Raw genomic sequence first — 14,538 nt, 5'->3', positions numbered from 1 at the left:
ATGGAAATCACTCGCTGTGCTTGGGTTAATGAGGATCCTTTATATATCGCATACCATGATGAAGAGTGGGGTAAACCTCTGTATGATGACCGGAAGCTGTTTGAATTACTTATGCTCGAAGGCATGCAGGCAGGATTAAGCTGGTACACCGTCTTAAAAAAGCGGGCACATTACAGAGAGGTATTTGATGGATTTGATCCGGAAAAGATTGTGCATTATGATGAGCCGAAAATTGCTGAGCTGATGAACGATCCCGGGATTATTAGAAATCGCTTAAAGATTGATTCTATCATTCGTAATGCAAGCGTATATTTGCAAATTAGTGCGGAAACAGGCAGCTTTGCAAATTATCTCTGGAGTTTTGTGGGGGGTGCACCTGCGATTAACCATTGGAAGACACGTGCGGATGTCCCTGCTTCGACGGCTCAGTCTGACGCAATGAGTAAAGCATTAAAAAAGCGAGGCATGAAGTTTGTCGGCTCTACCATATGTTATGCTTTTATGCAGGCATCGGGGATGGTAGATGATCATTCGCTCGATTGCTTTTGCAGGAGCAGCACGGGCATGGAAGAGCGTTGATCTGTAGTTTGGCGTTACCCCAAGAAGAAATGTTATACTATGAAGCGAATGCTCACAAAACTAAGTCTATGCTTACGAAGCCAGTTTTGCACGAAGTCAATCAATGAAGCTAACGCTCACAAAACTTTAGGAGGATCACATAAAGATGTTATGGCATGAAGTGACGATACATACAACAGAAGAAGCACAAGAAATGATTTCGAATTTTTTATATGAAGCAGGAGCGGGTGGGGTTTCTATTGAAGAATCCGGAACACTCAGTAAAGAACGGAATACGCGTTACGGTGAATTATACGACCAACCCTTGAATGATATCCCAGAAGGGGAAGCGGTAATCAAAGGTTATTATGCCGATTCCACGGATATGGATGCTGTTATAGAAGAACTGACTCCACGGGTAGCAGAATTGCGTGAGTACGGTATTGATCCGGGCAAATCGCTGATTTCTTGGAAAACCGTAGATGAAGACGAATGGGCGCATGCTTGGAAGCAATATTTTAAACCGCTCAGGGTATCGGAGCGTCTCACGATTAAACCAACTTGGGAGGAATATACGCCTGAGAGCCCCGATGAGGCAATCATTGAGCTGGACCCTGGTATGGCATTTGGTACAGGGACTCACCCTACAACAGCTTTGTGCCTGCGTGCGCTCGAGAAGAATATTAGCGGCGGCGAAGAAGTAATCGATGTTGGTACGGGTTCAGGAATATTGGCTGTAGGTGCGATGCTGCTTGGTGCGAAATCCGTGCTGGCGTTAGATTTGGACCCTGTAGCTGTTGAAAGTGCGCGCGAGAATGTAGCACTGAACAAACTTGAGAAGTTCATTACGGTAAAAGAAAGCGACCTGCTCTCCTTGCTAGGCGGTGAAGGTGTAGCTGACACGGCTGCTGGAGAAATGTGGCCATCCGCTAGACCGGGTCACACTCTTGAGGGAACACCTGCTGAGCAAGTAACAGTGGATAGTCTTGGCGTTACACTCCCAGTGAAGATTGTAGTTGCGAATATTTTGGCAGAAATCATCGTATTGTTTACGGATGATGTGTATCGTGCACTTCAGCCAGGAGGCTTGTATATTACCTCTGGTATTTACAAGGATAAAGAAGGGCTTGTGGCTAACGCACTACAAGAGTCCGGCTTTGAGATTATGGAAGTATCCCGTGAAGAAGATTGGGTGGCATTTACAGCCGGAAAGAGGTAAAAATGGATATATTGCAAAGTATAATACGTGTAGATTTGGATCAGCTTCCTTTTCTGCTTATTACGATTTTAATTGCTTTTACAGTACATGAATTCAGTCATGCTTATTTCGCAAATAAGTTCGGTGACCCTACGGCTAGATTATTAGGACGCATGACGCTTAACCCTGCTGTACACTTCGATTTTTTTGGTATTTTACTGCTGCTGGTTGCTGGTTTCGGGTGGGCGCGTCCGGTTCCTGTAAACCGCGATAACTTTAGCCGCCCCCGTCTGATGGGAGTCATTGTGTCTGCTGCGGGCCCAATCAGTAACCTGTTACTAGGGATTATTGGTGCTTTAATATATGGGGTGCTTGCGGCAACCGGTGTATTAGAGTCGATCTCCAATGATCGCGTTTTAGAGGCAGTGTATCTGTTCTTTGGCACCTTTATTCAATGGAACTTCTTTTTATTCTTGTTCAATCTGATTCCATTGCCTCCGCTGGATGGCTACCGGATTGTGGAGGATATTGCTCCTCGCTCCATTCGGGGCAAATTACAGCAATTTGAGCAATGGGCTGTATTTATCTTTTTATTAATTCTGTTTATTCCAGGGTTACGAACCTATACCATTGATCCTCTTGGCCACTGGGCTAGTGAAATGTCGAGAACATTTGTGCAGCTATTCCTAAGAATGTTTGGCAGCTAAGGTAGGGACTGAAGTCTGGTCAACCCTGCTTAAACATTGTATTATGTAATTTGTTGAAAAATAGGATAGTTAAATTTCGCCTGATCCATAGTTATATTTCTCTAAGAAACGGGTGACGTCTTTATTAAGGCGTCTTTACCGTTTCTTCTTACTGAATTCATGAACAGGATGATGAAGAGATGCAGCGATATTTTGTTACACCGGAGCAGTTTGGTGCAGATAACGTTAGAATTGACGGGGAAGATGCAAGGCATATTGCCAAAGTGATGCGCGGTAAGGCTGGGGACAAGCTTATTGTCAGCGATGGCGTCTCCCGTGAAGCGTTAGTGGAGATTGCTCAGATCGAAATTGGGGAAGTGACAGTGAATATCCTGGAAACCCTGGAGATGACGCATGAACCGCGGATAAAAATCACAGTGGCTCAGAGCTTACCCAAGGCTGATAAGATGGAAACTGTCATTCAAAAGTGTACAGAAATTGGAGCCGTTGGTTTTATTCCTTTTCTGTCGGAGCGCACGATTGTACAGTACGATGAACGCAAGGAAAGTAAGCGGCTGGACCGCTGGCGTAAAATTTGTAAAGAAGCTGCCGAGCAGGCACACCGGAACATCGTTCCGGCTGTAGGCTCACCGTTATCCTGGAAGCAGCTGCTCCAGACTTTTAGTGAGTATGATGCAATTTATTTCTGTTATGAAAAAGAAGAAGGCTTGCAGCTTCGCAGCAGTGTTGCCCCTTGGTTATCCTCGCTTTCACCGCAGGCTGGTGGGAAGGTATTGATTGTGGTAGGTCCTGAAGGGGGCTTTACACCAGAGGAATGCCAAAAGGCAGAAGAAGCTGGTGCGGTTTCCGTAGGACTAGGACGGCGTATTCTGCGCTGTGAGACAGCGGGCATGGTTGCCGCTGCTTGTATTTTATATGAATCTGGAGAAATGGGAGGAGCTTAAGAGATGCCATCCGTAGCATTTTATACTTTAGGTTGTAAAGTGAATTTTTATGACACCGAAGCCATCTGGCAGCTATTCAAAAATGAAGGTTACGAGCAGGTCGATTTCGAGGGACCCGCCGATGTATATCTGATTAATACTTGTACTGTAACTAATACAGGTGACAAAAAAAGCCGTCAAATGATTCGTCGTGCCGTTCGCCGCAATCCGGAGGCTATCGTGGCGGTTACTGGCTGCTATGCACAGACCTCTCCTGGTGAGATTCTGGATATTCCTGGTGTCGATCTTGTTATTGGTAACCAGGACCGCGATCAGATCATGACGCATGTGAAGAACATTGAAGCCTCACGTCAGCCAGTCAACGCTGTTCGTAATATTATGAAGACACGTGAATTCGAAGAGATGGATGTACCTGGCTTTGCGGATCGGACGCGTGCTTTTATGAAGATTCAGGATGGCTGCAACAACTTCTGCACATTCTGCATCATTCCATGGTCACGTGGACTTTCCCGCAGCCGTGATCCCAAAAGCATCGTAACCCAGGCGCATCAATTAGTAGAAGCAGGGTATAAAGAATTTGTTCTCACGGGTATTCATACCGGTGGTTACGGTGATGATCTTGATAATTACCGTCTAGCCGATTTGCTGTGGGATCTAGATAAGGTGGATGGACTGGAGCGGGTACGTATCAGTTCTATCGAAGCCAGCCAGATCGATGAGAAGCTGCTGGAGGTGCTGAACCGTTCCTCTAAAATGTGCCGTCATCTGCATATCCCGCTGCAAGCCGGACATAATGATGTGCTGAAAGCAATGCGCCGTAAATATACGACAGAAGAATATTACGCCAAAATGCAGCTGATCCGTCAGGCGATGCCAGATGTCGGGATTACTACGGATGTTATCGTTGGATTCCCGGGGGAGACCGATGAAATGTTCCGTGCCGGCTACGATTTCATGAAGGCTATTAATTACTCTGAGATGCATGTATTCCCTTACTCCAAGCGGACGGGCACTCCAGCAGCGCGGATGGAGAATCAGATCGACGAAGAAATCAAAAATGTACGCGTGCAGGAACTGATTGATCTTTCAGAAGAAATGCAAATAGCTTATGCTCGTAAATTTGTAGGCCAGACATTAAGTGTTATTCCGGAAAGAGCCGCAAAAGGGGCTCCGGGCCGCAATATCCAGCATGGGTTTAGCGACAACTATTTGCAGGTGTTCTTCGATGGTGAAGATTCACTCCAAGGAGAACTTTGTCAGGTGAAGATAACGGAAGCTGGCGTGAACGAATGCCGCGGCGAGTTGATCGGGGTTAGTCAGACTGGGCTTCAGCAGGCTGTTCGTTAAGCAATAAATATCCGTTAAGCAATAAATATTAGTAAAAAGAAAACAGAGCAGTCATTTTCCCGTTAATGGGGAAGGGCTGCTCTGTTTTTTAGTTGCTGCTGCCTAGACCACCAATTCATAACAATCTCCTGATGCTTTCGGACCCAGATGGCGTTATTTGCAATTTTTTTGCCTTTTATGCTTAGTTTCGGACCCCAGTGCAGCTATTCCTCAGAAAGTGGTTCATAATAGGTGTTTTTCATGACAATAGCGACAATGGTGTCCGTTAGTGTTCCAAAAGTGGGATAAAGCTGTGAATAAGGTCAACTGGGTCCGATAGCGACTTCATACGCGTAGAAGTGGATCAAAAAAACATCCGTAGGATCATGATTGAAACAATCCCCGCCAGTACAGTGCCTAGCAAGCTCCGGGTTTTTATCGCAACCAAAAAAGTAGGCAATGCCGCAAAAAGCTCAATGTTATCAGCTAAAGACGAAAATTTTCCATCATTCAAAAATATCTCCTGACCTATTAATGCCGCCATAACAGAGATAGGAACATAATTTAACCAGCGCATTCCCCATTCTGGCAATTCAAACCGGCTAAGGATCATAAGCGGAACCACCCTGGGAATAAAGGTCACAAAAGCTGCTCCTAGAATGATCAGAAATACATCCCATCTCACTTCCATTTTTCAAACACCATCCCTATCGTTGACGCAATAACTGTAGCGATAATCACTCCAACACTACTGGAGAATAGGAAAGAGCTTCCTACTGCTATGATTACGGCAAGGATTGCGACAACCAAATCTAGTTTGATTTTATTACGGTCAATCATGGAAATTACAAGAATGCCAATAAACATCGCAGGTAAGGCAAACTGCAAACCGAATTGATCAGGGTCTGAGATCCACTGGGCTAAAAAAGCTCCCGCTACATTCGCAAGAAACCAATTTAAATATGCTGTGAGATTTAGACCGTGCATCCATTTTTCACTGATTTGCTGCTTATTCAAAGCTTGATTGATGGCAACTCCAAAGGTCTCATCAGTCAATAAAGAACCAACCAGCATATTTCTCAGCGGGGAAAGATGGCGGAAATAAGGAGAAAGAGCTGCACTAAGCAAAATATGGCGAAGATTCACGATAAATATCGTAATGATAATGGCCGCAGGCGAGCTGCTAACGGCTATCATTCCAGCAGCTATAAACTGAGCTGAGCCCGCGTAAAGAATCAAGCTGATTAAGGCAATCTCAGCAATGCTGAGCCCGGCTGTCTTTTGAACAACGCCTGCTGCGAGTCCTATGCTTAAGTAGCCTAGTAGTGTGGGAATACAATCTTTTACTCCTTTAAGGAAGCTATCTTCCTGTTTAGGAGACGGGATTGCTTCTAGTTGGACGTTCTCTGCACTCATCGTAGCCCCCTTGTTTCAAGAAAGAATTTAGTAGTTAGCATATTACTTCCTAATATTTTGATCAACCTTTACCGTATTATCTAGTCTGAAAGTCCCGAATTTCGCTTTATAGAGCCAGGGGGTAAACACTTAGGGTACAATTGTCGATATAAGTAAAAGAGTGTGGGGATAAACCACCGAACGACATTATAGCCTAAGGGAGAGAACAAATGACTGTGTACAGGAAAATGACGAAAATGCTCCTCATCATGATATTGTTAGCTACTGCGGTTTTTCCGGTAAGTGTCTTTGCAGCGACCGGCGATATCAACTCGATTGAATTCGAAAGCTCAGCTAAAGTAGAGCTTACGGTTGGACAAACGCCAAAGCAACTTAAGGTATATGCGAATGTGGAAGGGTCCTCATCTAAAAGAGATGTGACAGGTGCAGTTGTATGGAATTCTTCTAACACAAACGCTGTAAAGGTAGTAAATGGCCTGCTGACTCCGATAGACAGTGGAAAAGCTATTATTACAGCGACTTATAATCATGCACTTGCTACCATTGAAGTTGAGGTAGCACATCCTGTTAAAGAACTGAAGCTCGAATATAGTTCTGAAGGGAACTACAAATTGGGTGATGATGAGGATAAACTGTTGGTCAAAGCCAATGCGATTGGTGGAGAAACAGCGACTTCTGCTAAGGATGTAACGGCTGATACTACTTGGAGCAGCTCGAACACAAGCGTATTGACCATTGCAGAAGGTAAGATCACTTTGGCTGGTGAAGGTACAGCAACGATCACTGCCAAATACAAGACCTTAACAGCAACCTTTAAGGCTGTAGTGAAATTGCCTTATTCTGAAATTGAGCTTAAACATGACGACAAAATCGTTAAAGAACTAGAGATGCTAGTTGGAGATGCACCTTTGAAATTGGTTGCAGAGACTAAAGAAACTACAAAATCCAGCGCAAATGATATTTCAGCGAAAGCGGAATGGTCCTCTTCTAGTGCTAGTGTAGCTACAGTAGACAAAGGCGAGATCAAAGTGTTGTCTGCTGGTAAAGCTGTAATTACAGTATCCTATCTGGGGATTACACAAACTGTAGACGTATATGTACGTGCTCCTTATGAAGCGCTACTACTTACTCCTACAGGAGATCAATTCCTGTTTATGGGTGAAACCCTGAACGTTAAGGCTGAGGTTCGCGATGCTGCGAATTCTACTCCGAATATTTCAGGCAGCGCAGTATGGACTTCGGATAACCAATTGGCGGCAACCGTTACGCCTGGTAGCGATACCGCGGCAGTGACTGCTAAAGCAGTGGGAACTTCGGTTATTAAAGCAGAGTACAGAGGAATTAATAAAAGCTTTAAGCTGACAGTTTATCCTACGATTACAGAACTGGAAGCCGACAAGACGGAACTGGAGCTTTACACAGATGACACCGTAAGCCTTCCAAAAGTAAACGGTACAAAGCTTGACGGAACAAAGCTAGATCTTAGCAGTGATATCGAGTGGACCTCTGCGGATGATGAGATTGCCACCATTAAAGACGGTAAAATTGTAGCTGAATCGGCAGGTATTGTGAAGGTTATCGGTAAAATAAAATCAGAAAACCCAACGACTTCAAAAACAGCTGTAAGAGAAAAAAGTGTTGAAGTAAAGGTTACAGTGAAAGATAAAGTCCTTGTCTTGCTTGGACCAGAAGAAAATCTGGTGATTGTTACTGGTGAAGAGAAGGCTGTTCCTGAAGTGAAAGCTGTGATGGAAAACGGCAGTGAACTTGATGCTACTGGAACTATGGAATGGGAGCTTACCGGTACGAATGCAATTATCAAGACAACAACTTCCGGTAAGGTAATCAAAGGACTGGTGAAGGGTTCTGCTACTTTAAAGGGAACTTACGCCAATAAAACCATCAGTATCCCAGTTACCATTGAACAAAAGGTTACTAAGCTTGTTGTAGAACCTACTGCTATCGAAATGAACATTAAAGGCTCTAAAGCGATAAAGGTAACGGCTTATTATTCTAATGGTAAAACGGGGAATGTCTCCAGCAGTATGAATTGGCAGTCCTCGAATGAGGCGGTTGCTACGGTTAAAGCTACATCCGTTAAAGCAGTAACAGAAGGTACTGCTACGCTGACAGGATCTTACCAAGGGATTGCTGCTAGTGTCAAAATTACTGTAGTTCCTAAACTGACAAAGCTAACCGTTAATGAAAGCAGACTGAAAATGGCTCCGGGAGCCGTTCAGAATGTAGTCGTGACTGCACAGTATGATACTGGTAAGACTGCTGTTGTTACTGGAAGTGCGGTATGGACCAGCTCTAAGCCTTCTGTAGCGAGAGTATCTGCTAGCGGTCAGATTGTAGCTGTGAGTAAAGGAACGACATCCATTAAAGGAAAGCTAGGCGGCAAGACAGTTACGGTATCAGTGACAGTGAAGTAATAGAAAATATGATCTGAATAATCAAATATGAATCTGCAAAGCCAACATTATGTTGCTTTGCAGATTTTTTTATTTGGATTCTATAGTAATTCCGACTATTCCGATGTATAATCACATAAAACATAATAGATGCGTTGGGGGAGATGAGAACATGGCAAAACAAAAGGTGTTGTCGATCAAGACGATTGTAGCGATTGGTATTGGTTCTGCTTTATTCGTTATATTGGGGAGATTCGGCTCGATTCCTTCGGGTATTCCAAACACTAACATCGAGACTACATACGCATTACTGGCATTGTTCTCCCTATTGTACGGTCCGTTTGCCGGATTATTTATAGGCCTGATCGGGCATACCCTGAAGGATACGATATCTTATGGATCGCCATGGTTCAGTTGGGTCATATCATCTGGCATTGTAGGGCTGGTTATTGGCTTGTTAGTAGCTAGAATCGCTATTCATGACGGGGAATTCGGACGGAAGGAAATAATACGCTTTAATCTGGCTCAGATTGCAGCGAATGCTGTAGCATGGTTCCTTGTAGCCCCGGTGTTGGATATTCTGATCTATGCAGAACCCGTAAATAAAGTATTTACGCAAGGACTGACCGCAGGTGCATTAAATATAGCTTCGGTGGCAGTGATCGGATCTTTACTAGCCATTGCGTATGCTAAGACAAGAACGAAACAGGGCAGCTTAACTAGAGAAGCTTGAGTGGAATACAAATCCAAGCTAAAAAAGCCGGTGGAAATCACCGGCTTTTTTCTCTTCACATTAACCCAGAGGAAGGTCTCGGATGAAAAAAGTAATGATTGAATTTAAGGATTTCAGCTTTCAATATCGGGCGCAGCAGGAACCCACACTGCAGGGGATCAACTTAACGATTGTTGAAGGGGAAAAGGTGCTTATCGTGGGGCCTTCAGGTTCTGGGAAAAGTACACTTACTCATTGTATTAATGGTCTCATTCCTTTTGCTTACAGTGGGGAAATATCAGGTTCATTACGGATTATGGGCCAGGAGCAGAAGGATCTGAGTATCGCAGAGCTGTCCAATCAGGTGGGTACCGTATTGCAGGACCCGGATGGACAATTTGTAGGATTAACGGTTGGTGAGGATATCGCCTTCAGTCTAGAGAACCATGTGGTTCAGCAGACAGAAATGAAGAGTAAAGTGGCGGCTGCCGCAAGAGCGGTGGATATCCACGAATTTCTGGCTTCTTCTCCTCAAGAGTTATCGGGTGGACAAAAGCAAAAAACGACCTTGGCAGGTGTTCTGGTAGGTGATGTGGACATCCTGCTCTTTGATGAACCGCTGGCAAGCTTAGATCCTTATACCGGTATAAAAGCGATTGAGCTTATTGATCGAGTGCATGAAGAGACAGGTAAAACCGTTATTATGATCGAGCATCGTCTTGAAGAGGTGCTGCATCGGGCAGTGGATCGTATTATTGTGATCCATGAAGGATGTATTGTGGCGGATATGCCGGCTGCAGAACTGTTGAGCACAACCCTACTTTCAGAAGTTGGCATTCGGGAACCTCTCTATTTAACGGCTTTAAAGTATGCCGGATGTTCGATTACAGCAAATATGAATCCGCAGCATGTGAACGATATAGAGTTGGAGGCGTGTTCTAATAAACTAAAGATCTGGTATGAGTGCAATCAGTCACGCCAGGATAAGCTGGATAGCCCACCCATCCTTGAGCTTAGCGATATTTCTTTTGGATACGAAAAAAATCAGCAGGTGCTGGATAAGCTCAATCTCTGTGTTCATAAAGGAGAGATGGTCTGTATAGCGGGGCGAAATGGAGCTGGAAAATCTACAGTTTCCAAGCTTATTTGTGGCTTCTATAAACCTACTTCCGGATCGATACGGATGCATGGGCGCGATATTGCTCAGGACACGATTAAGGAGCGGGCAGAGCGGATCGGTTTTGTCATGCAAAATCCCAACCATATGATTTCTAAGACACTTTTATATGACGAGGTCGCTCTAGGACTTAGACTCCGAGGTTGCTCTGAGGAGCTAGTTCGTGAACGTGTCCATCAAGTCTTGAAGGTGTGCGGACTTTATGTTTTTCGCAGCTGGCCTATCTCGGCGCTTAGTTATGGCCAGAAGAAACGGGTCACGATTGCCGCTATTCTGGTACTGGAGCCGGAAGTGATCATTTTGGATGAGCCGACTGCTGCTCAGGATTACAGGCATTATAACGAAATGATGGAATTTCTCTTGATGCTGCGGGGGCAGGGGATGACGGTCATTATGATCACGCATGATATGCACTTGATGCTGGAATATGCCGATAGAGCTATAGTGTTAGCTGATGGCGTGAAGCTTGCGGATGATAGCCCTGAGCGAATATTAACGAATACTGATGTGGTAAAAAAAGCGAACTTGAAAGAAACCTCGCTTTTTGCCCTAGCTGTAAAAGCTGAACTGAAACAACCTGAGGAGTTCGTTAGAAGGTTCATTGCGTATGATAGGAGGAGCCGAGGCGGATGAAGGCCAAAATGTTAACTTTTACGAAGCAGGATTCACCTATTCACCGTCTTACCGGCGCTACTAAGTTGATTTTATTTGTAGTGTGGTCTGTGACGGGGATGATTACATATGATACAAGATGTCTAATTGTGATGCTGTTATTTAGTTTGCTTGCCTTTAGAATTTCCAAAGTCCAATTTCAGGATTATGCTTTCGTATTATATTTCATCTTGATTTTCTTTTTGCTTAATCATATAGCTATCTTTATCTTTTCTCCTTTGGAGGGCGTACGTGTTTACGGTACACGTCATGATATTATGCACATTGCAGGCCGGTATACGTTAACTTGGGAGCAGCTATTCTATCAATTCAATATTGCCCTCAAATATGCAGTGGTCATTCCAATGGCACTATTGTTTCTTCTAACGACCCATCCCAGTGAATTTGCAGCATCCTTAAATAGAGTTGGAGTGAACTATAAAATTGCATATTCTGTATCGCTGGCTCTACGGTACATTCCGGATATTCAACGAGATTATGAGAATATATCGTTTTCTGCTCAAGCAAGGGGAATAGATCTTTCCAGAAAAGAAAAGCTGCCTAAGCGGCTAAAAAATATCATTTCGATTCTGATGCCCCTAATTTTGACTAGTATCGAGCGAATTGAAAATATCAGTACCGCTATGGAGCTGCGCGGTTTTGGCACTGAGACAAAACGAACTTGGTATAGCAGTCGCCCGTTCACGAGAGACGATTATTTTGCATTGGCTTTGTTTGCGCTGATTGGAATTTTCTCGACGGTGATCACTTTTTACGACGGTTCGCGGTTTTATAATATTTTCGATTGAAGTATAATAGTACAGTTGTGGAAAGCTGGGGTATAAAAAAACGGTACCTTTAGCTAAGATTGAAGACGTTTTTCCAGTTTTGTCCATATAGGCAGGTAACATAATGGCAGTGCTAGAAGTGAGCAGACTACGTTGAAAATGGTCTGGGCGTGGGCGATTTGTGAAGCAGGGCCTCCACCAATCCATGCTGCACTTGCTTGTAGCAGCCCGATCATGGGCAAGAATAGTAGTGCACCGCCTACATTAAGCGCAACATGGGACCAAGCGACGAAGACGCCGGATGGCGTGCCGCCGATGGAAGCGATGACCGCTGTGACACAGGTGCCTACGTTGGCGCCTAGCACTATGGCTATACCTAGCTCAGGCGGCATGGCACCCGAGGCGGCAATGCTCATAGCCATAGCTATGACAGCAGCGCTGCTATGGAGCAGGGCTGTTAGGCACGCTCCAGCGGCGAGCCCCCATAGGGCACTTGTAGCGGCATGGTTTAGGAACCAGAGGAATAAGCCACTTTCCTGAAGTATTCCGCCGATAGACTGCATGACAGCGATCCCCCATAGGACGAGGGCGAAGCCTGATACAGCCAGACTGATAAATTGCAGTGGCGGGGATATTTTGTGGCAGAGCTCTGCCACTCGCGATGTAGGCGGCAGTTCGCCTGCAATAACTGCCGCTGCCCACAGACTGAGCGAGGCTGCCAGCAAGGGGGTGGCCATGGTATTGATCTGAAGTCCGATCAATTCTGTAGTTAATGTGGTGCCGATGTTGCTGCCCAAGATAATGCCAAGTGTGCGGGCATAGGTGAGCAGGCCGGCATTGACCATGCCGATAGTCAACACCGTTACAGCAGTACTGCTCTGGAGTAAGGCAGACAACAGGCTGCTGGCAATCATTCCTTTAATAGGTGTTGAGGTAGCTCTATTTAGACTTGTAGTTAATAGAGGGCCTGCTAGCTTGGACAACGCCGTTTCCATCAGCTTCATGCCGGCTAGAAAGATAACAAGACCATATATGATAGGGAACAGCAAATCACTGAACATAGGGCATACTCCTTTGGACGAGGGTTGTACACCAATATATGAATGTATTGCATGGGACATGTATAAAAACATTTTTAGAAAAACAGGGAGTTGAAGTCATTGCCATCGGTTATTTTAGAACGCAATCGCAAAAAAAGACTGGAACAGGGCCATCCATGGGTCTATGCAGGTGAAGTCGCATCGGTAGAAGGAAATCCGGAAGCGGGGGGATTAGTAGATGTCCTTAATCATCAGGGCCGATTTTTGGCCGTGGGATATTACAATCCAGCGTCACAGATTCGGGTAAGAATTGTATCACAGGGACCCCTTGCGATCATGGATACAGCCTTTTTTGCAGAACGTTTTGCGAATTGTCTGCAACACAGAAATCGGTTCCTTCCGGGTGCGGATGCTTATCGCTTGGTTTATGGTGAAGCGGACTTTTTGCCGGGGCTTATTGTAGATCGATTCGGAGATATTTTGGTTGTGCAGCTGCTTACGCTCGGAATGAACAAGCGGCGTGCAGAAATCGTCGAAGCATTGGTGCAGGTTATGGCACCGCGCGGAATCTATGAGCGCAGTGATGTTAGTGTGCGCGAGCTTGAAGGTATGGAGCAGACAACGGGTTTGCTGTATGGGGAGTGTCCACGGCATGTAACTGTGAGTGAGAATGGCCTGAAGCTGGTCGTTGATATTGAAGAAGGCCAGAAGACTGGCTACTTCTTTGACCAACGTGAGAATAGAGCTTCCATTGCTCCGCTCATGAAAGGCTGGGGGGGACGAAGCGGCATTACGCTGCAGGAAATCGAAACTGAGGAGGGTTCGCTACAGACCTTGCCAGTTAATAAGAGCGGTAAACATGTAACGTTCCCTTATTGGGACGGTGCGACAGTGCTGGAATGCTTCTCACATACGGGCAGCTTCACGCTGCATGCCTGCAAGTATGGCGCGAAAAAAGTAACCTGCCTCGATGTTTCAGCGCATGCCATTGAGAGTGCCAAAGTGAATGTGGAGCTGAACGGCTTTAGCGATCGTGTTGAATTCGTAGTGGATGATGCTTTTGCATATCTACGGAATCAGGTTAAAGGACTAGAGGAACGTTCTGAACGGGCGACAGTTGCAAGTGGAACAGAGACGGCAGCAGCTGCTACAAATCCTAAATCCGGAGGCAAAACAGCCAAAACCGACACATCCAAGCCGATGACGGCAGGTGGAGGAAGAACTTGGGATGTAGTCATCCTGGACCCTCCGGCGTTTGCCAAAACCAAAAGTGCAGTAGCTGGCGCTTGCCGTGGTTACAAGGATATCAATCTGCACGGGATGAAGCTGGTGAACGAAGGCGGCTATTTGGTTACCGCAAGCTGTTCTTACCATATGCAGCCAGATCTGTTCCTCGAAACGATTGCCGATGCGGCTAAAGATGCTGGCAAGGTGTTGAGACTTGTGGAATGGCGGGCCGCAGGCAAAGACCACCCACAAATACTTGGCGTTAACGAAGGACACTATCTGAAGTTTGCGATTTTTGAAGTGCGGAGTAAAAAATAAGCCTGAAGGTCAAAAAGGTTTACAGTGCCAAGTAACAAATAGGATAAAAGGGCTGGACGTAG

13 protein-coding genes are annotated in these 14,538 nt (G+C 45.3%); 10 read left to right on the top strand and 3 right to left on the bottom strand.

What is annotated here, in order from left to right:
• The 5 genes from NYE35_RS24245 (at nt 1) to mtaB (ending at nt 4,754) form a co-directional block, all read left to right on the top strand.
• Nucleotides 1–579, top strand: a complete 579-nt coding sequence (locus NYE35_RS24245) for a DNA-3-methyladenine glycosylase I (RefSeq protein ID WP_341122168.1) — start codon at nt 1–3, stop codon at nt 577–579.
• A 145-nt stretch (nt 580–724) separates the two neighbouring features.
• A complete protein-coding gene (prmA, locus tag NYE35_RS24240; RefSeq protein ID WP_341122167.1) occupies nt 725–1,777 on the top strand; it encodes a 50S ribosomal protein L11 methyltransferase in 1,053 nt (350 codons plus the stop codon).
• Between the two features lie 2 nt (nt 1,778–1,779).
• The gene (locus tag NYE35_RS24235; protein ID WP_036683904.1) at nt 1,780–2,463 is read left to right on the top strand and encodes a site-2 protease family protein; all 684 of its coding nucleotides are present in this window, start codon (nt 1,780–1,782) and stop codon (nt 2,461–2,463) included.
• Between the two features lie 179 nt (nt 2,464–2,642).
• Nucleotides 2,643–3,407 carry an RsmE family RNA methyltransferase gene (locus NYE35_RS24230; RefSeq protein WP_076098522.1) on the top strand — a complete coding sequence of 255 codons (765 nt, stop codon included), beginning with the start codon at nt 2,643–2,645 and terminating at the stop codon, nt 3,405–3,407.
• Nucleotides 3,408–3,410: 3 nt separating this feature from the next.
• On the top strand, nt 3,411–4,754 hold the full coding sequence (gene mtaB / locus NYE35_RS24225) for a tRNA (N(6)-L-threonylcarbamoyladenosine(37)-C(2))-methylthiotransferase MtaB (protein WP_038572916.1): 1,344 nt from the start codon (nt 3,411–3,413) through the stop codon (nt 4,752–4,754).
• Nucleotides 4,755–5,097: 343 nt separating this feature from the next.
• On the opposite strand, the gene NYE35_RS24220 is transcribed toward mtaB, so the two are convergent.
• The gene (locus NYE35_RS24220) at nt 5,098–5,424 is read right to left on the bottom strand and encodes an AzlD domain-containing protein (RefSeq protein ID WP_341122166.1); all 327 of its coding nucleotides are present in this window, start codon (nt 5,422–5,424) and stop codon (nt 5,098–5,100) included.
• The gene (locus tag NYE35_RS24215) at nt 5,415–6,149 is read right to left on the bottom strand and encodes an AzlC family ABC transporter permease (RefSeq protein ID WP_036683898.1); all 735 of its coding nucleotides are present in this window, start codon (nt 6,147–6,149) and stop codon (nt 5,415–5,417) included. Before NYE35_RS24215 ends, NYE35_RS24220 begins: the two co-directional genes overlap by 10 nt.
• A 209-nt stretch (nt 6,150–6,358) precedes the next feature.
• Here NYE35_RS24215 and NYE35_RS24210 point away from each other — a divergent pair, with 209 nt between their 5' ends.
• The 4 genes from NYE35_RS24210 (at nt 6,359) to NYE35_RS24195 (ending at nt 11,912) form a co-directional block, all read left to right on the top strand.
• Nucleotides 6,359–8,584 carry an Ig-like domain-containing protein gene (locus NYE35_RS24210; RefSeq protein ID WP_036683896.1) on the top strand — a complete coding sequence of 742 codons (2,226 nt, stop codon included), beginning with the start codon at nt 6,359–6,361 and terminating at the stop codon, nt 8,582–8,584.
• 151 nt (nt 8,585–8,735) lie between these two features.
• A complete protein-coding gene (locus NYE35_RS24205; protein ID WP_036683889.1) occupies nt 8,736–9,296 on the top strand; it encodes an ECF-type riboflavin transporter substrate-binding protein in 561 nt (186 codons plus the stop codon).
• A gap of 82 nt (nt 9,297–9,378) precedes the next feature.
• Nucleotides 9,379–11,085, top strand: a complete 1,707-nt coding sequence (locus tag NYE35_RS24200; RefSeq protein WP_341122165.1) for an ABC transporter ATP-binding protein — start codon at nt 9,379–9,381, stop codon at nt 11,083–11,085.
• Nucleotides 11,082–11,912: an energy-coupling factor transporter transmembrane component T family protein gene (locus NYE35_RS24195; RefSeq protein ID WP_076272668.1), complete on the top strand. Its 831-nt coding sequence runs from the start codon at nt 11,082–11,084 to the stop codon at nt 11,910–11,912. Before NYE35_RS24200 ends, NYE35_RS24195 begins: the two co-directional genes overlap by 4 nt.
• 53 nt (nt 11,913–11,965) lie before the next feature.
• On the opposite strand, the gene NYE35_RS24190 is transcribed toward NYE35_RS24195, so the two are convergent.
• Complete coding sequence (locus NYE35_RS24190) at nt 11,966–12,952, bottom strand: Na/Pi cotransporter family protein (protein ID WP_036683880.1); 987 nt, start codon at nt 12,950–12,952, stop codon at nt 11,966–11,968.
• Between the two features lie 99 nt (nt 12,953–13,051).
• On the opposite strand from NYE35_RS24190, the gene NYE35_RS24185 reads away from it, so the two are divergent.
• A complete protein-coding gene (locus NYE35_RS24185) occupies nt 13,052–14,476 on the top strand; it encodes a class I SAM-dependent rRNA methyltransferase (RefSeq protein WP_076222949.1) in 1,425 nt (474 codons plus the stop codon).
• Nucleotides 14,477–14,538 lie beyond the last annotated feature (62 nt).

The organism is Paenibacillus sp. FSL L8-0494 (genome assembly GCF_038003695.1).
In the GTDB taxonomy this organism is placed as follows: Bacteria; Bacillota; Bacilli; order Paenibacillales; family Paenibacillaceae; genus Paenibacillus_AQ; species Paenibacillus_AQ odorifer.
The sequence above is the reverse complement of the archived record's forward strand: the minus strand, read 5'-3'. Positions and strand labels throughout refer to the sequence as shown.